This window comes from Nocardia aobensis NBRC 100429, from assembly GCF_000308375.1.
Classification (GTDB): Bacteria; Actinomycetota; Actinomycetes; order Mycobacteriales; family Mycobacteriaceae; genus Nocardia; species Nocardia aobensis.
Genome location: NZ_BAFQ01000118.1, coordinates 18,870 through 42,119 on the forward strand (window position 1 = coordinate 18,870; position 23,250 = coordinate 42,119).

A 23,250-nucleotide genomic window follows, 5' to 3' on the forward strand; every position below is an offset into this window, starting at 1 on the left:
GAGTCCGGTCACGGTCGTGCGGTGTGCTCCGGCCGGCCGTGCGTGCGGCGACGTTCCTTCATCTCCGCCTCGTGGACGTGGCGCCGGCCTTGAACAAGCTGGTCGCGAACCATGCGTTCCATGTCGGCGAACGCGGCGTAGTACCCGTCGTCGTACTCCTCCATGATCTGAAAGGTCCATCGCCCCGGCAGTACGTTGCGGCCGATCAACTCGCCACGCACGCGCCCGGCCAAATCCGGGCGACCCGCGGCGCGAAGCTGGTCGACAACGCTGTCCAGCAGCAGATCGGCATGCCCGGTCAACCGGTGGAACGCATACAGATTCCCGCGCGCCTGTTCGATCGTCTCCAGCGCTTCGGACAAGGTTCCGGCCGCGCGGACCGCGTCGTCGCCGACATCGTCCGGACGACGATGCCGGATCTCGGGTCGATCCTCGGTGGCGGTGCCGCGGTCTGCGAATTCTGATGTATCGGTGTCGTTGGTCATGCACTGGCTGTACCCAGCCACATCGATTCGATGCACAATCGATGCATCTGATCGATCGGTGAAGCACTGCGGGCGCTGACCGCCCGGCGGAGCCCCACGACAGGGCCGCGCGTGACGGATCCACTACCTCTGCCGAAGCCGTCCACCGCTGCGCGGCCTGCGGCGCAGCGGATCGCGATTCGGTGGCATCGTCGGGGCCGGTCAGCCGACACCGGCATCTACTTCGCTGATGGCCGGTAACTACGACGCGTACGCGAATTCCCTCGGGGACTGTGACAGGGCCGGGACGGCACCGTATCGGTGGCCTCATCCGCCCCGAAAGGCGTTGCGCTCAAAGATAACTCGATCCGCGGGATCTTCGACAAGCCGACGCCGCCTTGTCTTTTCGCGCGTTCGCCGCAGTGCGATTACCGAGGCCGTGTTTCCCGAGGCTGGTCTTCGGCTCTGCGCACGCCACCGTGATGTCCTCCCTCGGCTCCTTCGTCGGTGGCCTCGGTTTCGGGTGCCTGCGCCGCCGGTTGCTCTTCGGCCGGGGACGCGGTGGTCCCGCCGGGAGTCTCGTCTGGGGCCGGAGCCTTGAAATTCGGGTCGGTCACCGGGTGGGTCGCGCCCGCTGTTCTGGCGCCGCCCCCACCTTCTGTGGTGCCGCCTACCTCGTCCGCGCTCGTGCGCCGGCCTTCATAGGGCGGGACAGCGGATTCGACGTCGGCGGGTGGGAGCGTCCCGGTCGTGGCGACGTCGTCTTCGGACTGGTTCTGATCACGGACTGAAGTAACTTCTTCGTGGTCGAAGGTGCCGCCCGGGCGATCGGCCGAGCCGCCGCCCGCTGTATTCGACCCGGTGTCTCGCGAGCCTTCGGCTCCTCGCTGCGATTGAGGCTCTTCGGACAGATGTTCGCTGGACATAGCTCCATCGTCTCCTCGAGTAGAGCGCTGGATTATAACCTCTGCGTTCAAGCGTGGTGCCCGATTCGACTGCAGTCAAGCAAACCCGTGATGCGGAATTTTGCGACATTTTCGGCGTCGGCCGCCAAGACGATGTGGACCGTGCCACCGCGGCCCGGTCAGCGTCTGACGTGGGCTGATCTGTTCGCGATGAGGGCCTCGATCTCGGCGAGCGAGGCCATGGATGCATCTCCCGGTGTCGTCATGACGAGGGCCCCGTGAGCCGTGCCGTAGGCGAGAGCGCGCTCGACCGAGACACCGGCGAGCAGACCGTAGATCAGGCCGGCGGCGAAGCCATCGCCGGAGCCGACACGGTCCAGGACGTGCAGGCCATACACCCGGGGCCCGGCCACGAAACCGGTCTCGGTGGACCAGGTAGCCGAGGACCAGTCGTTGACATGGGCAGAGGAGACCTCACGCAGCGTGGTTGCCTTCCGCAGCTCGCCCGTGGCGGGCTCAGCCGACGGCGTATGTGGTGCACCAGCAGGCGACGGCGAGTTCGGCTGGTTCATTGTCGGCGGTCTTTCCGGTTCGGGGCGGCAGGGCCCGGTGATCCCGCGGGATAGTCGTCGAGCGGCACCAGATCACGTGACCAGGCCGAGATGACGGGGGTGACCACTCGCCACGACTCCTCCGCCTCGTCACCGCGGATGGACAGGGCCGGATTGCCGAGCAACACGTCCAGCAGGAGCCGTCCGTAGGCGGGCAGGTCGGGCGGCGGGATCGCCGCGCTCATGGTGAGCGGGACCAGAGTGTCCACGGCGGCGCCGATGGCGGTGAGGGTGAGCGTGAGGTTTTCCGGCTCGAGCCCGAACCGGAGGACGTTCGGCGCCGTAGTCCCGTGGTGGCCGAAAGGCATATGGGGGATCGGCCGGAAATGAATGGCGACTTCCTTGCGGTCGGCGGCGAGGGCTTTGCCGGTGCGCAGCACGAATTCGGTTCCGGCCCATCGCCAGTTGTCGATCGCCAGCCGGACTTCGGTGAAGGTTTCGGTCCGCCGTTGTGGATCCACGCCGGGCTCGTCGATGTAGGACGGGACGTGCCGGTCGCCGATCACGCCGGCGGTGTAGCGGGCTCGGCGGGTGCGGCGCCGGATATCGTCGTCGGTCAGGGTGCGGATCGACCGCAGTACGTCGACCTTGCGGTCACGCAGATCGCGTTCGGACAGGGTGATCGGCGGTTCCATGGCCACCAGGCAGAGCAGTTGGAGCAGATGGTTCTGCACCATGTCCTCGAGCGCTCCCACCTGGTCGTAGTACCCGGCACGATCCTCGAGGGTGAGAGTTTCTTCCCAGACGATCTCGACCTCGGCGATATGCGCGCTGTTCCACAGTGATTCGAGCACCCGGTTGGCCAATCGGCTGCCGAGCAGGTTCTGCACGGTGGTCATCGCCAGGAAGTGGTCCACCCGGAAGACGGCCTGTTCCGGAACCAGATCTGCCAGCAACGTGTTGAGTTCGTGCGCGCCGGCGAGATCCTCCCCGAACGGCTTTTCGAATACGAGCCGGCTACCGGAGGGAAGCTGCGCGGCGTCCAGGGTCCGAATCGCGGTGGCGAACAACGACGGCGGCAACGCCAGATAGACGGCCACCGCTCCCGCACCGCCGATCGCCTCCGCCACCTGCGCCGGATCACCTATGTCGGCCTGCTGGTATCGCGCAGCCGCGAGGATCGCCCGCCGGGTGTCGGCCGAAATGGCCGGGGCGTACCGATCGAGCTGGGCCGCAGCCCATTTCCTGAACTGTTCGTCATCGCGGCCCTTGCGGTCGGCGCAGACGACCTCGAAACCGGCGTCGAGGTGGCCGGTTTGGTGCAGAGCGGCCAATCCCGGCAGCAGATAGCGTCCGGCCAGGTCACCCGTGCCGCCGAAGATGACGAGTCGTCGGATCATCGCGTGGCCGCCTGTACCGGTGCGAGGGGGGCGTTCTCCGGAGGCAGGTGGCCATCGGCCCGGTGGGCCGGGCGACACGGTGGATCGAGATCGTGCATCACATCTCCTCCACGGCACACGCGGCGAAGCGGCGGCGGATCAACCGAAGCGGGTCAGCACCTTCACGAGATCGTCGATCTCCTTGCCCTCAATCTAACAGCCACCCACCTGTCCGCCGGCGATCGTTATCGCCACGCGATCCGCCGCCGACGGACACACCCGAGGTCACGCCGCTTCACCGGACAAAACCGACCGGTCATCAGTAGCATCGGATCCATGCGGTCGATCTGGAAGGGTTCCATCGCGTTCGGGCTGGTGAATGTCCCGGTGAAGGTCTATACCGCCACCGAGGACCATGACATCAGGTTCCATCAGGTCCACGCCAAGGACGGCGGGCGGATCAAATATGACCGTGTCTGCACGGTGTGCGGGCAGTCGGTGGCCTTCGCCGATATCGACAAGGCTTATGAGTCGCCCGAGGGCGACAAGGTGATTCTCACCGACGAGGATTTCGCGAAATTGCCGGTGGCCGAGAAACACGAGATTCCGGTGTTGCAGTTCGTGCCCTCCGAGCAGATCGACCCCATCCTGTTCGACCGCAGCTATTACCTCGAGCCCGATTCCACGACACCCAAGGCGTACGTGTTGCTGGCGAAAACACTCGATCAGGTGGATCGGGTGGCGCTGGTGCATTTCACGCTGCGGCAGAAGACGCGGCTGGCGGCGCTGCGGGTGCGGGACGGGGTGCTGGTGTTGCAGACGCTGTTGTGGCCGGACGAGGTGCGCGCGGCCGAATTCGAATCGCTCGACGATGCCGCCGCACCGCGATCGCAGGAGGTCGCGATGGCGCAGACTCTGGTCGACAGCATGTCGGAGGATTTCGATCCCGATCAGTACACCGACGAATATCAGATCGAGCTGAAAAAGCTGCTCGACGAGGCCATCGAATCCGGATCCGACCGCGTCACCCGCCACGAAGAGGCGGAACCGGCGCAGATGGATGCCGAGGTGGTCGATCTGGTGGCCGCATTACAGCGCAGCCTCGAAGCCACCGGTCGCGGTGGGGAATCCGGCAAGTCGAGCCGGGGCCGCGCCTCGAAATCCGCCGCCAAGTCGACCGCGAAGGCGACCACCAAGCGGGCCGCGTCGAAATCCACCGGTACCAAATCGGCGAGCAAGTCGACTGCGAAGAAGGCGGCGCCGAAGGCCGCCAAGCAGACCCGCAAGGGAGCCTAGGCGGCGATTCCGGCGTCGTCGCCGAATCAGGCAATCGTGAGATATCCGACTGTTCGGCGCGCCCACTGCGCGCGGGTCGGCCATACTTTGGCGGGGCCTGGCGGTTACCGTACGGTGCAATCACAGTTCGACCCGGTCGGGGCCCGGATCGTCCCCGTACCACCAGCTTCCGGAGGAACCACATATGACCAACCCGTCGGACCCGAACGGCCCGTACGGCCAGCCGGGGCAACCGGGCTACGGGTATCCGCCCGCCGGCCAGCAGCCGGGCTACGGCGCACACCCGCCGGGTTACGGCGCACCGCCGCCCGGATATGCCGCTCCCCCACCTGGTTACGGCACTCCCGCTCCGGGATACGGTGCGGCACAACCGAATTACGGCGCTCCCCCGCCGGGCGCGGGCTACCCGCCGGCCGGCCCGGGCTACGGGTATCCGCAATCCGGATACGGGCCGCCCGCACCCTATGCCCACTGGTTCGCCCGTGTCGGCGGGTATCTCGTCGACGCGCTGATCATCGGCGTACCGTTCGGCATCCTGTACGGACTCGCGTTCGGCCTGGGCACCAAAGATCTCGATTGCTCGGGCAGCGATGACTCCTACGGCTCCTCCTACTCCTACTCCGCCGCCTGCACCGGCGGTGGAATGACGGCCGTCGGCGTCATACTGATGTTGCTGGCGTTCGCCGTCATGGCCGCGGCGGCGCTATACCTGATCTATCTGGAAGGCACCACCGGGCAGACGCCGGGTAAGAAACTGGTCGGCATCCGTGTGATCAAGGAAGCCGACGGTCAGGTGCTCGGCTTCGGTATGGCCTTCGTGCGCAAGCTCTGCCACATTCTCGACAACGCTCTGTGCGGCCTCGGCTATCTGTGGCCGCTGTGGGACGAGAAGAACCAGACCTTCGCCGACAAGATCGTCGGCACCATCGTGGTGCAGGCTCAGCAGTAACGTCGCTGCTCAGCGTTGTCACGGCCCCGCGGTTCCCTGATCGGACGCGGGGCCGTTTCGTGTGGTGAGCGCCGGTGTCGGGCGGTTTCACACGCCCTTGGGCGCGCGGGAGGACATGAATCCGAACAGATAACCCGCTACTCGCCGCATCTGAATCTCCTCCGCTCCCTCGGTGATTCGATAGCGGCGGTGGTGGCGGTAGATGTGTTCGAACGGCTGGTGGCGCGAATAGCCGAGGCCGCCGAACACCTGCATGGCGCGATCGGCCGCCTCGCAACACAATCGGTTGGCCCAGTAGTTGCACATCGATACCTGCTCGGAGGCGGCGAAGGTGCCGCGGCGATCCATGGTCCACGCGGTTTTGTGGATCAGCGTGCGCAGCATCTCGCACTGGGTGTGCAATTCGACCAGCGGGAATTGGATCGCCTGATTGTCGGCGAGCGCTTTACCGAAGGGTTTGCGCTCCTTGGCGTATGCCACGGCCCGGTCGATGCAGTATTGCGCCGCTCCGAGACTCGACGCCGCCTGGCGAATCCGGTTCTCGTTGAAAAAATGCTGGACGACCGCCAGCCCGCGGCCCTCGGGTCCGAAGACGGCGTCGGCGCCGACGCGCACGTCGCGCAGGGTGACCCGCCCGTGATCGGTCGGCATGTTGAAGGTCCACAGATATTCCTCGACCGTGAATCCGCAGGTATCGGGCGGCACCAGGAATGCGGTGATGCCGGTGCCGTCCCCCGCTTCGCCGGCGGTGCGCGCGAAGATCAGATCGGCGTCGGCGGTGTGAATGCCGGTATTCCAGGTCTTTTCGCCGTTGATCACCCAGCCGTCGCCGTCGCGCACCGCGCGGGTGTCCATATGGGTGGCGTCGGAACCGTGTTCGGGTTCGGTGATGCCGAAGGCGAAGAATTTCGCGCCCGCCGCCAGGCCCTCCACCCATTCCGCTTGCTGTTGCGGCGAACCGTATTCCAGCATCAGCAGCAGGCCCACATTGTTGGCGACCACGGCGTGTTCGTTCTGCAGATCGCAGTGCAGGCCGAGACCCCGGCGGGCGAGATGTTCGCGAATGACGGCCATATCGAGATTGGTGCCGCCGCGGCCGCCGAATTCGGGCGGGAACGCGTAGCGGTAGTGCCCGGCGGCATCGGCGCGGCGGCGGGTCTCGGCGAGCAGATCCTCCCAGTCGGCACTGGGCAGCCCGCCGCGATCCCAGTCGGTGCGTGCGTCTTCACGGCGATGGTCGAAGAAGCGGATGTTGTCGTTCTCGCGTTCGAGCGGCACGATCTCGCGGTCGATGAAGGCATCCAGTTCGGCCAGATAGTCGCTGAGCTCCGAGGGTATGTCGAAATCCACTGCTGCTCCTACCGTTTCGGCCGGTCCGGCGATTCGGGCCTCACGATATCGCGCAGCATGCCTTCTCGGAGCGGGACGGACCCGGACATCGGTGACCGAGGGCGAAACAGCGGGACAGACGAGGGCGGCCGACCTGCCATGCAGGTCGGCCGCCATCGGTTTCGAAACGATCAGTGCGCGTTCGCGGTGCAACTGGTCAGGGCGATGGTCGCCGGGCGTGGGCTCGCACTCCCCAGGTCGGGGAACGGCGGCGCGCTCGGCCCCAGGAAATCCCTCGCCTGCTTCTCGGCCTCGACCTGAGTCGGACCCCAGCCCACCGCGATCCGGCCGTCCGCTCCCTGGGCGACAGCACCGCAGCCGTTGCTGAAATCCAAGATGACGCGGCAATCACCGCGACCACAGTGCGCTCGGGCCGCGGCATCCGCGCTGGGCGCGTCGGCGAAGTTGGTGGCCGCGGCCACCACTCCGCTGCTGTCGGAGTAGGCGATCGCACCGTGCAGGTCACCGTCGGCCTGAGCCGAACCGGCGGCGCCGGCCACCGCGAAACCCGCACCGGCCGCCGCCGCGACGGCCGCCGAGCGGACACGCCGGGAAAACTTTTGGGACATCCGTGAATCCACCCCGTTCGAAGTCTGCGTACTGGACGCAGGCGATCCTTCTCCACAGCGGCCCCGGATGTCCACTTCCCCCTACCCGGTGGCGAGAATCAGACCGTGAAGCCCAAGGCGCGCAGCTGCTCGCGGCCGTCGTCGGTGATCTTGTCCGGACCCCACGGCGGCATCCAGACCCAATTGATCTTGAGATCCTCCACCAAACCGCTGCGCACCAGGGCGTTTCGCGACTGGTCCTCGATCACGTCGGTGAGCGGGCAGGCCGCGGAGGTGAGGGTCATGTCGAGGACGGCCACCTCCTCCTCGAGCCGCATCCCGTAGACCAGTCCCAGGTCGACGACGTTGATGCCGAGTTCGGGGTCGACGACGTCACGCATCGCCTCCTCCATGTCCTCGAGCAACGCGACCTGCTCCTGGGAGAGTTCGGCCTCGGTGTTCGGCTGTTCGGTTGCCGGCGTCTCAGTCATGAGCTTCCCCATTTCCGGCGGACCCGTTGCCCATGGTCCGCTTGGTCTCTTCGGCCGAGGTTATCCGCACCACGGCATCTTTGAACGCCATCCAGCCCAGCAGGGCACACTTCACCCGCGCCGGATATTTCGACACACCGGCCAGCGCGATGCCGTCGCCGATCACGTCCTCGTCGCCCTCGACCGTGCCGCGGCTGGAGATCATCTCGCTGTAGGAGTCGACCACCTTCAGCGCCTGCTGCACGGGCTGGCCGATGACCTGATCGGTGAGGATCGAGGTGGCGGCCTGGCTGATCGAGCAGCCCTGCCCGTCGTAGGACACATCGGCGACATCGCCGTTGTCGTCGATGTGCACCCGCAGGGTCACCTCGTCACCGCAGGTCGGGTTGACGTGATGCACCTCGGCACCGAACGGCTCCCGCAGCCCGCGGTGGTGCGGATGCTTGTAGTGGTCCAGGATCACTTCCTGGTACATCTGTTCCATACGCATTGCGAAATCTCACGCCCCGTTCACTGGTCGCTCGCGCTCACCGGATTCAACGGTCGGCCACCCCGAAGAATTTCTGGGCCTTACGGACCGCGGCCACCAGCGCCTCCACCTCGTCCAGCGTGTTGTAGACGGCGAAGGAGGCCCGGGCGGTGGCGGGTACACCGAGCCGGCGCATCAGCGGCCAGGCGCAATGGTGCCCGACGCGGATGGCGACACCCTCGTCGTCCAGGATCTGGCCCACGTCGTGCGGGTGGATCCCGTCGACCACGAACGACACCGCGCCACCACGGTCCACGTTCTCGGTCGGCCCCACGATGTGCACCCCGTCGATCGCGCCGAGTCCCTCCAGGGCGGCACCGACCAGCGTATGTTCGTGCGCGGCAACGGCTTCCATCCCGATCTCGTCGAGATACCGCACGGCCGCGCCCAATCCGACCACCTGGGAGGTCATCGGCACACCGGCCTCGAACCGCTGCGGCGGCGCCGCGTAGGTGGTCGCCTCCATGGTGACCGTCTCGATCATCGAGCCGCCGGTGATGAACGGCGGGGTCTCCTCGAGCAGGGCGTAGCGGCCGTAGAGCACGCCGACACCGGAGGGACCCAGCATCTTGTGCCCGGAGAACGCGGCGAAGTCGACGCCGAGCTCACGGAAGTTCACCGGCATGTGCGGGACCGACTGGCAGGCGTCGAGCACCACCAGCGCGCCGACCGCCTTGGCGCGGCGCACCATCTCGTGCACGTCGGCGACCGCACCGGTCACATTCGACTGATGGGTGAACGCGACGACCTTGGTCGCGGGCGTCAGCTCCAGCGAATCCAGGTCGATGCGCCCGTCGTCGGTGATGCCGTACCACTTCAGGGTGGCGCCGGTGCGGCGCGCGAGTTCCTGCCACGGAACGAGATTCGCGTGATGCTCCAGTTCGGTGATCACGATCTCGTCGCCCGGTCCCACGTGGTACGGGAAGCGGTCGTCGGAGAACGAATACGTCACCAGGTTCAGCGATTCGGTCGCGTTCTTGGTGAACACGATCTCGTTCGCCTCCACCCCCACGAAGCGCGCGATATCGGCCCGTGCGCCCTCGTAGGCGTCGGTCGCCTCCTCGGCGAGCTGATGCGCGCCGCGGTGCACGGCGGCATTGGTGTGGGTGAGGAATTCGCGTTCGGCGTCGAGGACGGCCAGCGGTCGCTGCGAGGTGGCCCCGGAATCCAGGTACACCAACGGTTTTCCGTCACGCACCGTCCGGTTCAGGATCGGGAAATCGGCCCGGATCCTGGCGACGTCGAGTGTGCGTGTCACAGCGGTCATATCAGGCTCCCGCGGTCGCGGTCTGTGTGAAGCGGACGTAGCCGTTGGCGTCGAGTTCGTCGGCCAGCTCGGAGCCGCCCTCGGCCACGATGCGGCCACCCACGAACACGTGCACGAACTGCGGCTGGATGTAGCGCAGGATCCGGGTGTAGTGGGTGATCAGCAGGACGCCGCCGTTCTCGCGCTCCTTGTAGCGGTTGACGCCCTCGGAGACGATGCGCAGCGCGTCGACGTCCAGACCGGAGTCGGTCTCGTCGAGGATGGCGATCTTCGGCTTGAGCAGGCCCAGCTGCAGGATTTCGTGGCGCTTCTTCTCACCGCCGGAGAAGCCCTCGTTGACGCTGCGGTCGGCGAAGGCGGCGTCGATCTCGAGCTCGCCCATCGACTCCTTGACTTCCTTGACCCAGTGGCGCAGCTTCGGGGCCTCGCCGCGCACGGCGGTCGCGGCGGTGCGCAGGAAGTTCGACATGGACACACCCGGCACCTCGACCGGGTACTGCATGGCCAGGAACAGGCCGGCGCGGGCGCGTTCGTCGACGGACATGGCCAGCACGTCCTCGCCGTCGAGGGTGATCGAGCCCTGGGTCACGGTGTACTTGGGGTGACCGGCGATGGCGTAGGACAGCGTGGACTTGCCGGAGCCGTTGGGGCCCATGATGGCGTGGGTCTCGCCCGACTTCACGGTGAGGTTCACGCCCTTGAGGATCTTGATGGGCTCGCCGTTCTCGTCCGGATTGGCGACTTCGGCGTGCAGGTCCTTGATTTCGAGGGTGGTCATTGCATTCCTTCTGGGCTGGTGGAGGTTTCGGGCGGCCGGGACGCGCCGGTGCTAGGCGCCGATGGCGGCGAGTTCGGCCTCGATGGCCGACTCCAGCCGCTCCCGGATCTCGACGACCGCGATCTTCTGGATGATCTCGTGGAAGAAACCACGCACCACCAGGCGGCGGGCGGCCTCCTCCGGAATACCGCGAGCTCGCAGGTAGAACAGCTGCTCGTCGTCGAATCGGCCCGTCGCCGAGGCGTGGCCGGCGCCGAGGATCTCGCCGGTCTCGATCTCGAGGTTCGGCACCGAATCGGCACGAGCGCCGTCGGTGAGGACCAGATTGCGGTTGGCCTCGTAGGTGTCGGTGCCCTCGGCCTCCGCGCGGATCAGCACGTCGCCGACCCAGACGGTGTGCGCATCGGGCTTGGCCGAACTCGGATCGCCCTGCAGCGCACCCTTGTACAGCACGTTGGACTTGCAGTGCGGCTGCGCGTGGTCGACCAGCAGGCGCTGTTCGAAATGCTGCCCGTCGTCGGCGAAGTACAGGCCCAGCAGTTCGGCGTCGCCGCCCGGACCGTCGTAGCGCACGGTCGCGGTCAACCGCACCAGATCGCCGCCGAGGGTCACGTCGGTGTGCCGCAGCACGGCATCGCGACCCAGCTTGGCGTGATGGGCGGTGACGTGCACGGCGTCGTCGGCCCAGTCCTGGACCGCGACCACGGTCAGCTTGGCGCTGTCGCCCAGGACGAATTCCACGTTCTCCGCGTAGGTTCCGCTGCCGCGCTGGTCGATGACCACCGTCGCGACCGCGAAGTTGGCGAGCCGGATCTGCAGATGACCGAACGCCGTCTTGTCCGCGCCGGGGCCGGTGATCCGGACGACCACCGGGCGGCCGACCTCCGTCTCGGCGCCGACCGACACCACTGTCGCCTGCTCGAACCCCGAATAGGCTTGGGCGGCAACACGATCGGTGGGCACCCCACCCTCGCCGAGGCGGGCGTCGTCACGGCCGACGGTCTCGACCGTCACACCGTCGATCGCCGAGCCGTCGACCTCGATACCCGCCCGGCCGTCGCGCACCGCGGTGCCGTCGTGCAGGCCACGCAGCCGGCGCAGCGGGGTGAACCGCCAGGCCTCGTCGTGCGCCGAGGGCACCTCGAAGGCGGCCACGTCGAACGAGGCGAACAGCTCACCCTTGTTGACGGCCGGGATGCGGGCCTCGCCCGCGACAGCCACGTTCTCGACCGGCATCAGCCGACCGCTCCTTCCATCTGCAGCTCGATGAGCCGGTTCAGTTCCAGCGCGTATTCCATCGGCAGTTCCTTGGCGATGGGCTCGACGAAGCCGCGCACCACCATCGCCATCGCCTCGTCCTCGGTCATGCCGCGGCTCATCAGGTAGAACAGCTGATCCTCCGACACCTTGGAGACGGTGGCCTCGTGGCCCATCGTCACGTCGTCCTCGCGGATGTCGACGTAGGGGTAGGTGTCGGAGCGGCTGATCGTATCCACCAGCAGCGCATCGCATTTCACGGTCGACTTGGAGCCGTGCGCACCCTTGTTGATCTGGACCAGGCCGCGGTAGGACGCCCGGCCGCCGCCGCGCGCCACCGACTTCGACACGATGGTCGAGGAGGTGTGCGGCGCCAGATGCAGCATCTTCGAGCCGGTGTCCTGGTGCTGGCCCTCGCCCGCGAACGCCACCGACAGCACCTCACCCTTGGCGTACTCGCCGGTCATCCAGACCGCCGGGTACTTCATGGTGACCTTGGAGCCGATATTGCCGTCGATCCACTCCATGGTCGCGCCCGCCTCGGCCTTGGCCCGCTTGGTGACCAGGTTGTAGACGTTGTTCGACCAGTTCTGGATGGTGGTGTAGCGGCAGCGGCCGCCCTTCTTCACGATGATCTCCACGACCGCCGAGTGCAGCGAGTCGGACTTGTAGATCGGCGCGGTACAACCCTCGACGTAGTGCACGTAGGCGCCCTCGTCGACGATGATCAGCGTCCGCTCGAACTGGCCCATGTTCTCGGTGTTGATCCGGAAGTAGGCCTGCAGCGGGATGTCGACGTGCACGCCCGGCGGCACGTAGATGAAGGAACCACCCGACCACACGGCGGTGTTCAGCGCGGAGAACTTGTTGTCGCCGGCCGGAATCACCGAGCCGAAGTACCGCTGGAAGATTTCCGGGTGCTCACGCAGGCCGGTGTCGGTGTCGAGGAAGATCACGCCCTGGGCCTCGAGGTCCTCGCGGATCTGGTGATAGACGACCTCCGACTCGTACTGCGCGGCCACACCCGCCACCAGGCGCTGCTTCTCCGCCTCCGGGATGCCCAGCTTGTCGTAGGTGTTCTTGATGTCCTCGGGCAGATCTTCCCAGCTCTCGGCCTGCTTCTCGGTCGAGCGCACGAAGTACTTGATGTTGTCGAAGTCGATGCCATCGAGGTTGGAGCCCCAGCTCGGCATCGGCTTGCGGTCGAAGATGCGCAGTGCCTTGAGGCGGGCGGCCAGCATCCACTCGGGCTCGTTCTTCTTCGCCGAGATGTCGCGCACGACGTCCTCGGACAGGCCGCGCTTGGCGCTGGCGCCGGCGATATCCGAATCCGCCCAGCCGTAGCCGTAGGTACCCAGGGAGGCGATGGTCTCCTCTTGGGTCAGGGCCTGGTTCTGGGGCGCATCGGATTCACGGCTCGCCGCGGTGGTCGACGTCATTCGGCACTCCTTCCGGAGTCGTTTCGAGCTGCCGTTGCGGGCTGTGCAACGGCGCGGGTGGCGGGCTGAGCATTGCTCGTCGGGGGAACGGACAGGGGTACGTGGGTGGTGCAGGCGCAGTCACCGTTGGCGATGGTCGCGAGCCGCTGCACGTGGGTTCCGAGCAGCTCACGAAATGCCTCGAGTTCGGCAGCGCACAGCTCCGGGAACTCCTCGGCCACATGCGAGACCGGACAGTGATGCTGGCATATCTGGACACCGGAGCCGACCTTGCGGGTGGTGGCGGCGAATCCGGCATCGCTGAACGCCTCGGCGATCTCCTCCGCCTTCTCCGAGGTGGCGGCCGGGGTGTGCTGAGCCAGGCGGTCGATACCGGCGACGATCACACCGACGCGGCGGCGAGCGAAATCCATGATCGCGTTCTCGCCGCCGATCTCGCGCAGCTGCCGCATCGCGGCTCCCGCCAGATCGTCGTAGGCGTGACCGAGCCGGCCGCGACCAGCGGCGGTCAGCTGGAACTGCTTGGCGGGACGACCGCGGCCCTGCTGTTGCCACGGCGCCGAGCGCATGGCCCGAGCCTCGCCGGATTCGATCAGCGCGTCGAGATGACGACGCACACCGGCCGGACTCAGTCCCAGCCGCTGCCCGATGGCCGTCGCGGTGATCGGCCCCTCCTCCAGCAGCAGCTGGACGACGGCCGCGCGAGTATGCCCCTCACCGGCGGCGGCCGCGGGCGCGGCGGAAGGCCGGGCGCCCTGCTGACGCTCGGTATTCACCTCGTTCTCCCGCAAACCCACGGTTTTCACAACATCAGTGTGACGGAATTATTTCCCGCATTCTAGTAAGGGTGCCCTGAATCTCTCCCGGATACGGCTCCGACCTGGGCATCGACCCCCGGTGCAATATGTCACGGTCCGCGTCGCGACGTTGCGATCGGCCCGGCGTCCACCCCGGCTACGCTTGACCTCCGTGGCGGTTGTGGAAGGCGCATGGCGTAGGAGCATCGAGATCGGACGCCGGGCCCTGGGCCTGGACGTCCCGCCCGCCGATCACACCATCGCGGTGCTACACACCGTCGAAGCCGACGCACCGGGGCTCGACACCCGGGAAACCGCGCAGTTCAAGCGCATTCGGCTGCTCGGCGCCACCGGCTCGGTCCTCATGGCGATCAGTGCGCTGGGCGTCGCCGCCCAGCCCGTGCTGCAGAATCCGGTCTCCGGAGTCCGGGTGATCGGCGTCTTCGCGCGCTGGCAGACCTCGTCGCTGGCGCTGTGCATGATCGGCACGGTCTTCGTGGTGATGGCGTGGCTTCTGCTGGGCCGCTTCGCGGTCGGCGGATTCGGCGGCTCGCCGGTGCACCGGCTCAGCCGCTCCCAGCTCGATCGCACCCTGCTGCTGTGGATCATCCCGCTGTCGGTCGCGCCGCCGCTGTTCTCCAACGACGTCTATTCCTATCTGGCACAGGGCGAGATCGCGGCCCGCGGCCTCGATCCGTACGCGGTCGGCCCGGCCACCGGCCTGGGCCTGCACAACGTGCTGACCTACAACGTACCCAACATCTGGCGCGACACCCCGGCCCCGTACGGCCCGCTGTTCGTCTGGATGGGCCGCGGTATCGCGCATGTGACCGGCGACAACATCATCGTGGGCGTCTGGGCGCATCGGTTGCTGGCGCTGGCCGGGGTGGCCCTCATCGTCTGGGCGCTGCCGCGGCTGTCGCGGCGCTGCGGCGTCGCGCCGGTCAGCGCACTGTGGCTGGGCGCGGCCAACCCGCTGGTGCTTTTCCATTTGGTCGGCGGCGTGCACAACGAAGCCTTGATGCTGGGCCTGATGCTGGCCGGGGTGGAGTTCTGCCTGCGCGCGCTGGCCACCGAGCACACCCCCGGGCTGGGCGGGTTCGACCAGCGCGGCTGGCTGCTGCTGACCTCCGGCGCCGTGGTGATCACGCTGTCGTCGGCGGTGAAGATCCCCTCGATCATCGCGCTCGGATTCGTCGGTATGGCCCTGGCCCGGCGCTGGGGACGCGGCTGGCGGCCGCTGCTGGCCGCCGCGGCGGTCCTCGGCGCGATCACCCTGGTCACCACGCTGTTCGTCAGTTACACCTCCGGGCTCGGTTTCGGCTGGACACACACCCTCAATGCCGCCAGCACCGTGCGCAGCTGGATGTCGCTACCCACGGCGATCGGCATCATCACCGGATTCGGCGGCGTGCTGCTGGGACTGGGCGACCACACCACCGCGCTGCTGAGCATTACCCGCCCGATCGCCGCTGTCGTGGCGGCGCTGATCACCATGCGCATGCTCATCGCCACCTGGACCGGGCGATTGCAGCCGGTCGGCGCGATGGGTGTGTCGCTCGCGGCGATCGTGCTGCTGTTCCCGGTCGTACAGCCGTGGTATCTGCTGTGGGCGATCATGCCGCTCGCGGCGTGGGCGACCACTCCCGCGTTCCGGGTCCCCGCCGTGGTGTTCTCCGCAGTCGTGAGCGTGATCCTGATGCCGCGCGGCGCCGATTTCGGGGTCTTCCAGATCATCGAGGCGGCGGTCGCCGTGGTCATCGTCGCGCTCGGGTTCATCGCGGCGACCCGGAACCTGCTGCCCTGGCGCAATCGGACAGGGGTGTCTGCTCCGTCACAGCCGGGCCCGGCATACGGTGTCTCCTCGTGAGCGCAGCCTCGGAACCCGCTGTCTGTATCGACGGTGTCGTGAAACGCTACGGCGACACCACCGCTGTGGACGGGGTCGCTTTCGAGGTCGGACGGGCGGAGGTGCTGGCGCTGCTCGGCCCCAACGGCGCCGGCAAGACCACCACCGTCGAAATGTGTGAGGGCTTCCTGTCACCCGACGCCGGTTCGGTGCGGGTGCTCGGGCTCGATCCGGTCGCCGATTCCGATCGCCTGCGCCCGCGCATCGGTGTGATGCTGCAGGGTGGCGGGGCCTATCCGGGCTCGCGCGCCGGCGAGATGCTCGATCTGGTCGCCTCCTACGCCGCCGATCCGCTCGATCCGCAGTGGCTGCTCGACACCCTGGGCCTGCACGACGCCCGCCGCACCCCGTATCGGCGGCTCTCCGGCGGTCAGCAGCAGCGCCTCGCGCTGGCGTGCGCTCTGGTGGGACGTCCCGAACTGGTCTTCCTCGATGAGCCCACGGCCGGAATGGACGCCCAGGCCCGGCATCTGGTGTGGGAGCTGATCGACGCGCTGCGCCGCGACGGCGTCGGGATTCTGCTCACCACGCACATGATGGACGAGGCCGAACAACTCGCCGACCGGCTGGTGATCATCGACCACGGTCGCATCGTCGCCGCCGGCACCCCGGCCGAGGTCACCTCCGCCGGCGCCGAGGGGCAACTACGTTTCAGCGCGCCGCCGAAGCTCGACCTGTCGCTACTGGAAAGCGCACTGCCGGAAGGATTCGCCCCCAGCGAGACCGCGCCCGGCTCCTATCTGCTGTGCGGCGACATCACCCCGCAGGTGCTGGCCACCGTGACCGCCTGGTGTGCACGAATCGACGTGCTGCCCACCGATATTCGCATCGACCAGCGCCGCCTGGAGGATGTGTTCCTCGAACTGACCGGACGGGAGCTGCGCGGATGACCCGGACCGCCCCTCGTTTCACCCCCGGCACCTTCAGCCCCGCGCCGCGACCGGCTCCGCGCCTGGCCATGCTGGCCGCGCAGACCCGGATGGAGCTGATCCTGTTGCTGCGCAACGGCGAACAGCTCCTGCTGACCATGTTCATTCCGATCACGCTGCTGATCGGGCTGACCCTGCTGCCGCTGGGCTCGAGCCTCGGCGAACACCACAAGGTCGACCGGATCGTGCCGGCGGTGATGATGGTGGCGATCATGTCCACCGCGTTCACCGGCCAGGCCATCGCCGTCGGCTTCGACCGCCGCTATGGTGCGCTGAAACGCTTGGGCGCCACGGCATTACCGCGTTGGGGCATCGTCGGCGGCAAATGCGCGGCGGTGCTGATCGTGGTGGTGCTGCAATCGGTTCTGCTCGGCCTGATCGGTGTCGCGCTGGGCTGGCGGCCCGCGATCGGCGGGCTGGCGCTGGGCGCGCTCGTCATCGCACTCGGCACGGCCACCTTCGTCGCGATGGGACTGCTGCTGGGCGGCACCCTCAAGGCCGAGATCGTGCTCGCGCTGGCGAACATTTTGTGGTTCGTGATGCTGGGGGTCGCGAGCCTGGTCTTCGCCTCGGACAACCTCCCGCACGCGGTGACGCTGATCGCGCGACTGATCCCTTCGGGGGCGCTGGCCGAAGCGCTGGATCAGGCGCTGCACACCAGTGTGGACTGGTACGGCATCGCGGTGCTCGTGGTGTGGGGCGTGGTGACGGGCTGGCTGGCGACGCGCTGGTTCCGCTTCGACTGAACGACCGCGATGCCGGCACGGATGTGACGGCAACGACACAACGTAGTAGCCCCCGTGCGGGCGCGGATCCGGCTGCGTCTACCATCGTTTCGTGCTGTCACGCGCGTTTGTGCGACTCGTCGACTTTCTGCCGCTGCCCTCCCTGCGGGTGCAGCGCATCTTCGCGTTGGCGGTGATCCTGTCCCAGGCGGGCATCTCGGTGACCGGCGCGATCGTGCGAGTCACCTCCTCCGGCCTCGGCTGCCCGACCTGGCCGCAATGCTTCCCCGGCAGTTTCACCCCCACCGCCCACGCCGAAGTTCCCGCGATCCACCAGGCGGTGGAATTCTCCAACCGGATGCTCACCTTCGCGGTGACGCTGTGCGCGGCACTGATCGTGCTCGCCGTGGTCCGGGCGCGGCGGCGGCGCGAGGTCGTGATCTACGCCTGGCTGATGCCCGGCGGCACCGTCCTGCAGGCCGTGATCGGCGGGATCACCGTGCGCAGCGGGCTGCTGTGGTGGACGGTGTCGGTCCATCTGCTGGCCTCGATGCTGATGGTGTGGCTGGCGACGCTGCTGTTCGCCAAGGTCGGCGAACCCGACGACGCGGTCGACGTGGTCCAGGTCCCGGCACCGCTGCGCTGGCTGACCGCACTGAGCGCGGTCGCGATGACCGGCACCCTCATCGCCGGCACCCTGGTGACCGGCGCGGGACCCCACGCCGGTGACAAGAGCACCGAGCGGCCGGTGGCACGCCTGCAGATCGAGATCGTCACCCTGGTGCACGCCCACGCCGAATTGCTCGTGGCGTATCTGGCGTTGCTGGTCGGCCTCGGCTTCGGACTGGCCGCGGTGGGTATGACCCGCGCGATCCGGGTGCGTCTGATCGTGGTGATCGCCACGGTCTGCGCCCAGGCTCTGCTCGGCATCGTCCAATACTTCACGCACGTTCCCGCGGCGCTGGTGGTCTTCCACGTCGGCGGAGCCACCGCATGCATCGTCGCGACGGCCGCGTTGTGGGCCTCGATGCGCACCCGCGAACAGGTCACCGCGCCGGCCCCCGAAGCAGCCGCACGCGCCGCCTGACCCGGGCCCCGCATCCTCGGCGCTGACGGTTACACCGGTTTCCGTTCGAGTGCGCCCCAATCCCGGATCGCGGCACAGCTGCGGCGCGCCATGGCGGCGAACATCTCGTCCCCGCGCGGCGTGGCAGCACCGTAGGCGGCGCCGAACACCGCGACCAGCGGGCCCTGCACCAGCGCGAACCCGTAATCCTGGTGGCACTGCTCCAGTGTGTAATCGGTGACACCATAGGAACACAAGGCGCGCCAATAGGTTTCGATGATCGACTCCTCGTGGGCGCGGCGGATCTCGGGTTCCAGGGCGGTGGCGACGAAGTAGGACAGATCGCGCGCGGGCAATCCGAGGCCGAGGGTCTGCCAGTCGACCGCCCAGACCTCGATCTCGCCGCTCTCGATCTCGCCGCTGTCGCCGGAGAACATCAGATTGTCCAGGCGGTAGTCGCCGTGGACGGGCGCGAAGCGCTCGGGTGCGGCCAGTAGCCAGTCGGCGATGCCGGGAACGCAGGCGCGCAACGTCTCGTGATCGGCCGCTGAGAGCCGCTCCCCCAGCCGGTCGATGAAGATTTCCGTTGCGGGACCGTACAATTCGGCCAGAGCTCGAGCCTCTGCGTCACCGTTGAAGGCCAACCCCTCGATCGCGGGCAGGCCGGGATCGCACCAGCGCGGGCCGTGCAATCCGGCGAGATTACGTACCGCCGCATGCGCCTGGGCCACCGTACATCCGGTGAGCTGATCGCCCTGGCGAGCCGGGGTGAGATCGTCGAGCAAGAGGGTGAATTCCGCGCCGTCCCCGTCGAATTCGGCGTAATGACAGGCGGGCACGCGAACGGACACGGTGGGCGCGATCTCACGATAGAAGCGGATTTCCTGCCGATAGGCGCCCGCGACCATGGCACGCGCGGCGGGGTCGGCGGCCGGCAGCTTCGCGATCAACCGCGGCGGCGCGCCCTCGCCGCCGATCTCCAGCCGGAATACCGAGCCCATCTGACCGGTGCCCACCGGGGTCGCGATCACCTCGCGCACCGGCGTCGACAGCGCCGCACTCAACCACTGCGGGGTGATCTCGTCGGCGCCGGCCACGATCTTCGCGGTTGCCGTCATCTGCGCACTCCCTTCGCCCGGACAACAGGCCGGACATGTGTCCGGGACAGTAACACGGACGTACCTCCAGGACAGCGCAACGCGAGATCCCGGCAGCCCTGAGCGGCATCGACCCATGTCGACGCGTCCCCGGCCCCGGCAGCCATAATTCACCTATGCCGACCTACGCCTACCGCTGCCGGGAATGCACGGAATCGTTCGAACTGACCCGGCCGATGAGCGAATCCGGCGACCCGGCGGTCTGCCCGGGTGGCCACCGCGACACCGTCAAACTGCTCACCACGGTCGCCCTGACCGGCAAGGCCGCGGGATCGGGCGCACCGTCGGCACCGTCCGCACCGTCCGGCGGCGGTTGCTGTGGTGGCGGCTGCTGCGCCTGATCGCGATCAGACGCGGTCGGCGATCAGCGCGCGTCCCAATCCGTAGGCGCGGGACTGCCGAGCCGGCACGTCGAGTCGGCGCGCCGCCTCGATCAACTCGAGGTCCGCGGTGACGGTGAACCCGTAACGCGTTGTCAGCGCGGCGATTTCCGCGGGCGACCACGCCGACACGTGCGGTTCGTCGGCGAGCGGGTCCCGGGCGCCGGCCAGTTTGCTGTAGAGACGCATACCGGCACGACCGAGTGCGGCGAAGCGGTTCGGGGTGGGATAGGTCGCGATCAATCGGCTGCCGTTCGCGCTGCGCGCGGCGACGACGGCCAGCGTCGATTCGACCTGCGGCTGTGTGAGATACGGCAGGACGCCCTCCCACACCCATGTGGTCGTCGCGTCCGCGCGATGGCCCGCCTCGGCCAGGCGCGCCCCGAGGTCGTCGCGGCCGAATTCCACCGGCACATAGGTCAGCGACTTCGCGACCGGAACCAGCGCACCTACCCGTTCGCGCTTGTCCCGTTGCGAGGCAGGATGATCCACCTCGAAGACATCGGCGGCGGGTTCGCCGGTCCGCCAGGCCCGTCCGTCGAGTCCGGCGCCGAGCAGTACCAGCTGCGCGGCCGACGCCTCACGGATCGCCTCGTCGATGACGACGGTGCGGGTGGCCAGCACGGCGGCCGTGGCCGTGAGCATCTCGAATTCGAGCCGCTCCCGCCAGCCGCCGGGTGGCCGCGGTGCTCGCGCGCGCCGCACCGCCGCGCGTTCGTCGTCGTGAAGCAGTTGCGCCGCAATGGGATCCGAGAATTGCCCGACCGCCAGTCGTCCGTCTGCCACCGCCCGGCCCTGACAGACCAGGACCGCGGTCCGGCTCGCCGCTTTATCCGTCACCCGGTCGATTATGGTCGCGCGTCGCTCAGGCGGTGGCGTGCGGTCCGATCCATTCCGCGACCCGCCGGTCGACTCCCCCGGTCGCGAGCTGGCTCGCCAGCCAGGAATTGACCATCACCGCGGCCGGGACGTCGTTCTTCGGCAGCAGGAACACCTTACCGAAGGAGTCGAAGGGGGTCTCCGGGTGCAGTACCCGCAGCTCGGGATGCTGCCGCACGCGATAGCGGCCCTCCACCGAATCGGTGACGAAGACATCTGCGCGACCGGCGACGATCTGGTCGAAAATGGTGACGTTGTCCGGCCACACGGTCAGCTGCGCATGCAGGAAATGCGTGCGGGCGAATTGCTCGTTGGTGCCGCCGCGGTTGACGATCACCCGCACCTGCGGCTGATCGATCTGCTCGATCGTCGCGTACTTCCCGGCGTCGTCGGCACGCACGATCGGGGTCTTGCCGTCGGTGCCGTAGCTGAGCGAGAAGTCGGCATAGGCGCGCCGGGCCGCGGCGTCGGAAATTCCGCCGACCGCGAGATCACAAGCGCGCGCGGCGAAATCGCCGCCCATCGACGCCCAGGTCGTCGGCACGAACCGCACCTGGCGCCCCAGCAGCTGTGCCATGTCGCGGACCAGGTCGATGTCGATGCCGCGGTAGCCGCCGTGGCCGTCGGTCACCGAATAGGGCGGATAATCGCCGGTGGTGCAGACCCGCACGGTCGCGGGGTCCTCGGCTCGCGCCGGTACGACCATCGTCAGGACCGCGGCCGCACCGGCCGTCGCGGCGGCGATCATCCGATGCCGCAGAGCCATCTCAGTTCTCGTTGCGCGCCTTCGGGAACCGGGTCTGATGGGCGACCCAGCCGGCCATCCGCGCCCAGTGCCCCTTCGCGGGCGTGGCGGCCGAGCTCAGATCGCGATCCCAGTGCTCGGTTTCGGCGAGGCCGTCGACGGCCTCGACCACGGCCTTGGCGGTGGCCAGATCCGCGACGACTCGATCGCCGAGCACACCGTCGGCGCCGACGAGGGTGATGCGGACCCCGATCCGACCGATCGGCTGCAGCACGGCGGTACCCGAACCACCGTGGGCGGCGACGAACTTCTCGACCGACTCGACGACGGTGGACGACGGCGCGACCGGGGCCGCGGTGGCGGTTTCGCTCATGGCGTGGAGTTTACCGTCCGGTAAGGCCCACCCGACCGCCCTACCGGGGTTCGCGGCACACGGGGGTGTAGAACTGAAAGCCATGCGCGCCATTCAGGTCAGCGAACACGGTGGTCCCGAAGTGCTCGTCGCGACCGAGGTCGACGACCCTGTCATCGGGCCGAATCAGCTGCTCGTCGATACCGAGGCGGCCGGTGTCAATTTCATCGACACCTACATCCGCACCGGCACCTATCCGCAGGCGGTTCCCTACATTCCGGGCTCCGAGGGCACGGGCGTGGTCGCCGAGGTCGGTTCCGAGGTGACCGAATTCACCGTCGGCGATCGGGTCGCGTGGGCGGCGGCGCCGGGTAGCTACGCGGAGAAGGTCGCCGTGGACGCCGCGGTGGCGGTGGCCGTCCCCGACGGGGTTCCGGCCGCGGTGGCGGCCTCGGCACTGCTGCAGGGAATGACCGCGCACTACCTGATCGAATCGGTGTACAAGCCGCAGCCCGGGGAGACGATTCTGGTTCACGCCGGCGCCGGCGGCGTCGGACTCCTGCTGACCCAGCTGGCCGCCGCCCGCGATATCCGCGTGATCACCACGGTGTCCACCGACGCGAAGGAAGAATTGTCCCGCGAGGCGGGCGCCGCGCATGTGCTGCGCTACGGAGAGGATCTCGCCCAGCGGGTGCGCGACCTCACCGACGGGATCGGGGTGGCCGCCGTCTACGACGGGGTGGGCGCGGCGACGTTCGAGGCGAGCCTGGCGGCCTTGCGCATCCGCGGCATGCTGGCGTTGTTCGGCGCCGCCAGCGGCCAGGTACCGCCGTTCGATCTGCAGCGGCTCAATCCGGCCGGTTCGCTGTTCGTCACCCGCCCGACGCTCGCCCACTACACCCGCGATCGTGATGAATTGACCTGGCGCGCAGGCGATGTCCTGAACGCCGTCGCCGACGGGACGCTGCGGGTGCGGGTCGGCGCCGAATACCCGCTGACCGAGGCCGCGCAGGCGCATCGCGATCTGCAGGCCCGCAAGACCACCGGGTCGATCGTGCTGGTGCCCTGA

At 67.9% G+C, this 23,250-nt stretch carries 24 protein-coding genes; 8 read left to right on the top strand and 16 right to left on the bottom strand.

What is annotated here, in order from left to right; all coding sequences use genetic code 11:
* Nucleotides 1-8: 8 nt before the first annotated feature.
* The 3 genes from RJ03_RS14610 to RJ03_RS14620 all read right to left on the bottom strand — a co-directional run bounded on the left by RJ03_RS14610 (nt 9) and on the right by RJ03_RS14620 (nt 3,320).
* A complete protein-coding gene (locus RJ03_RS14610; RefSeq protein WP_051024695.1) occupies nt 9-485 on the bottom strand; it encodes a hypothetical protein in 477 nt (158 codons plus the stop codon).
* 1,063 nt (nt 486-1,548) lie between these two features.
* Nucleotides 1,549-1,941 carry a PfkB family carbohydrate kinase gene (locus RJ03_RS14615; RefSeq protein WP_218000969.1) on the bottom strand — a complete coding sequence of 131 codons (393 nt, stop codon included), beginning with the start codon at nt 1,939-1,941 and terminating at the stop codon, nt 1,549-1,551.
* Nucleotides 1,938-3,320: a glucose-6-phosphate dehydrogenase gene (locus RJ03_RS14620; RefSeq protein WP_036502464.1), complete on the bottom strand. Its 1,383-nt coding sequence runs from the start codon at nt 3,318-3,320 to the stop codon at nt 1,938-1,940. The genes RJ03_RS14615 and RJ03_RS14620 overlap by 4 nt, the downstream gene beginning before the upstream one ends.
* A gap of 315 nt (nt 3,321-3,635) precedes the next feature.
* Between RJ03_RS14620 and ku the strand changes: the two genes are divergently transcribed.
* Nucleotides 3,636-4,595 (top strand): non-homologous end joining protein Ku, encoded by a 960-nt coding sequence (ku, locus tag RJ03_RS14625; protein WP_036502466.1) that lies wholly within the window; start codon nt 3,636-3,638, stop codon nt 4,593-4,595.
* A gap of 184 nt (nt 4,596-4,779) precedes the next feature.
* Nucleotides 4,780-5,544 (top strand): RDD family protein, encoded by a 765-nt coding sequence (locus RJ03_RS14630; protein WP_036502468.1) that lies wholly within the window; start codon nt 4,780-4,782, stop codon nt 5,542-5,544.
* An 87-nt stretch (nt 5,545-5,631) separates the two neighbouring features.
* On the opposite strand, the gene RJ03_RS14635 is transcribed toward RJ03_RS14630, so the two are convergent.
* The 9 genes from RJ03_RS14635 to RJ03_RS14675 all read right to left on the bottom strand — a co-directional run bounded on the left by RJ03_RS14635 (nt 5,632) and on the right by RJ03_RS14675 (nt 14,048).
* Nucleotides 5,632-6,894: an acyl-CoA dehydrogenase family protein gene (locus tag RJ03_RS14635; RefSeq protein ID WP_036502470.1), complete on the bottom strand. Its 1,263-nt coding sequence runs from the start codon at nt 6,892-6,894 to the stop codon at nt 5,632-5,634.
* A gap of 170 nt (nt 6,895-7,064) precedes the next feature.
* Nucleotides 7,065-7,502 carry a DUF4189 domain-containing protein gene (locus RJ03_RS35025; protein WP_051024696.1) on the bottom strand — a complete coding sequence of 146 codons (438 nt, stop codon included), beginning with the start codon at nt 7,500-7,502 and terminating at the stop codon, nt 7,065-7,067.
* Between the two features lie 98 nt (nt 7,503-7,600).
* Nucleotides 7,601-7,972, bottom strand: a complete 372-nt coding sequence (locus RJ03_RS14645; RefSeq protein WP_036502473.1) for a metal-sulfur cluster assembly factor — start codon at nt 7,970-7,972, stop codon at nt 7,601-7,603.
* Nucleotides 7,965-8,462: a Fe-S cluster assembly sulfur transfer protein SufU gene (gene sufU / locus RJ03_RS14650; RefSeq protein ID WP_036502476.1), complete on the bottom strand. Its 498-nt coding sequence runs from the start codon at nt 8,460-8,462 to the stop codon at nt 7,965-7,967. The genes RJ03_RS14645 and sufU overlap by 8 nt, the downstream gene beginning before the upstream one ends.
* 46 nt (nt 8,463-8,508) lie before the next feature.
* Nucleotides 8,509-9,768 carry a cysteine desulfurase gene (locus RJ03_RS14655; protein ID WP_036502480.1) on the bottom strand — a complete coding sequence of 420 codons (1,260 nt, stop codon included), beginning with the start codon at nt 9,766-9,768 and terminating at the stop codon, nt 8,509-8,511.
* 1 nt (nt 9,769) lies between these two features.
* Nucleotides 9,770-10,546, bottom strand: coding sequence for a Fe-S cluster assembly ATPase SufC (gene sufC / locus RJ03_RS14660; RefSeq protein WP_036502483.1), 777 nt, complete (start codon nt 10,544-10,546; stop codon nt 9,770-9,772).
* A gap of 51 nt (nt 10,547-10,597) precedes the next feature.
* Entirely contained in the window at nt 10,598-11,782 is a 1,185-nt protein-coding gene (sufD, locus tag RJ03_RS14665; protein WP_036502485.1) for a Fe-S cluster assembly protein SufD, read from the bottom strand.
* Nucleotides 11,782-13,242: a Fe-S cluster assembly protein SufB gene (gene sufB / locus RJ03_RS14670; protein ID WP_036502488.1), complete on the bottom strand. Its 1,461-nt coding sequence runs from the start codon at nt 13,240-13,242 to the stop codon at nt 11,782-11,784. Before sufB ends, sufD begins: the two co-directional genes overlap by 1 nt.
* A complete protein-coding gene (locus RJ03_RS14675; RefSeq protein ID WP_036502490.1) occupies nt 13,239-14,048 on the bottom strand; it encodes a helix-turn-helix transcriptional regulator in 810 nt (269 codons plus the stop codon). Before RJ03_RS14675 ends, sufB begins: the two co-directional genes overlap by 4 nt.
* Nucleotides 14,049-14,211: 163 nt before the next feature.
* On the opposite strand from RJ03_RS14675, the gene mptB reads away from it, so the two are divergent.
* The 4 genes from mptB (at nt 14,212) to RJ03_RS14695 (ending at nt 18,689) form a co-directional block, all read left to right on the top strand.
* Nucleotides 14,212-15,909: a polyprenol phosphomannose-dependent alpha 1,6 mannosyltransferase MptB gene (mptB, locus tag RJ03_RS14680; RefSeq protein WP_036502685.1), complete on the top strand. Its 1,698-nt coding sequence runs from the start codon at nt 14,212-14,214 to the stop codon at nt 15,907-15,909.
* Nucleotides 15,906-16,838 (top strand): ABC transporter ATP-binding protein, encoded by a 933-nt coding sequence (locus tag RJ03_RS14685; RefSeq protein WP_036502493.1) that lies wholly within the window; start codon nt 15,906-15,908, stop codon nt 16,836-16,838. Before mptB ends, RJ03_RS14685 begins: the two co-directional genes overlap by 4 nt.
* A complete protein-coding gene (locus RJ03_RS14690) occupies nt 16,835-17,623 on the top strand; it encodes an ABC transporter permease (protein ID WP_036502496.1) in 789 nt (262 codons plus the stop codon). The genes RJ03_RS14685 and RJ03_RS14690 overlap by 4 nt, the downstream gene beginning before the upstream one ends.
* Before the next feature lie 91 nt (nt 17,624-17,714).
* Nucleotides 17,715-18,689, top strand: coding sequence for a COX15/CtaA family protein (locus RJ03_RS14695; RefSeq protein WP_036502500.1), 975 nt, complete (start codon nt 17,715-17,717; stop codon nt 18,687-18,689).
* A 29-nt stretch (nt 18,690-18,718) separates the two neighbouring features.
* Here RJ03_RS14695 and RJ03_RS14700 read toward each other — a convergent pair whose 3' ends face one another.
* Entirely contained in the window at nt 18,719-19,786 is a 1,068-nt protein-coding gene (locus RJ03_RS14700) for a phosphotransferase (protein WP_036502504.1), read from the bottom strand.
* Between the two features lie 155 nt (nt 19,787-19,941).
* Between RJ03_RS14700 and RJ03_RS14705 the strand changes: the two genes are divergently transcribed.
* Nucleotides 19,942-20,166 carry an FmdB family zinc ribbon protein gene (locus RJ03_RS14705; protein ID WP_036502507.1) on the top strand — a complete coding sequence of 75 codons (225 nt, stop codon included), beginning with the start codon at nt 19,942-19,944 and terminating at the stop codon, nt 20,164-20,166.
* A gap of 6 nt (nt 20,167-20,172) precedes the next feature.
* On the opposite strand, the gene RJ03_RS14710 is transcribed toward RJ03_RS14705, so the two are convergent.
* From RJ03_RS14710 to RJ03_RS14720, 3 genes are read right to left on the bottom strand one after another with little or no spacing between them, the layout of a single operon-like run.
* Complete coding sequence (locus RJ03_RS14710; protein ID WP_036502510.1) at nt 20,173-21,045, bottom strand: class I SAM-dependent methyltransferase; 873 nt, start codon at nt 21,043-21,045, stop codon at nt 20,173-20,175.
* A 25-nt stretch (nt 21,046-21,070) separates the two neighbouring features.
* Nucleotides 21,071-21,850: a transporter substrate-binding domain-containing protein gene (locus tag RJ03_RS14715; protein WP_036502512.1), complete on the bottom strand. Its 780-nt coding sequence runs from the start codon at nt 21,848-21,850 to the stop codon at nt 21,071-21,073.
* Nucleotide 21,851: 1 nt separating this feature from the next.
* A complete protein-coding gene (locus RJ03_RS14720; RefSeq protein WP_036502514.1) occupies nt 21,852-22,202 on the bottom strand; it encodes a hypothetical protein in 351 nt (116 codons plus the stop codon).
* 82 nt (nt 22,203-22,284) lie between these two features.
* Between RJ03_RS14720 and RJ03_RS14725 the strand changes: the two genes are divergently transcribed.
* Nucleotides 22,285-23,250 (top strand): quinone oxidoreductase family protein, encoded by a 966-nt coding sequence (locus RJ03_RS14725; RefSeq protein ID WP_036502516.1) that lies wholly within the window; start codon nt 22,285-22,287, stop codon nt 23,248-23,250.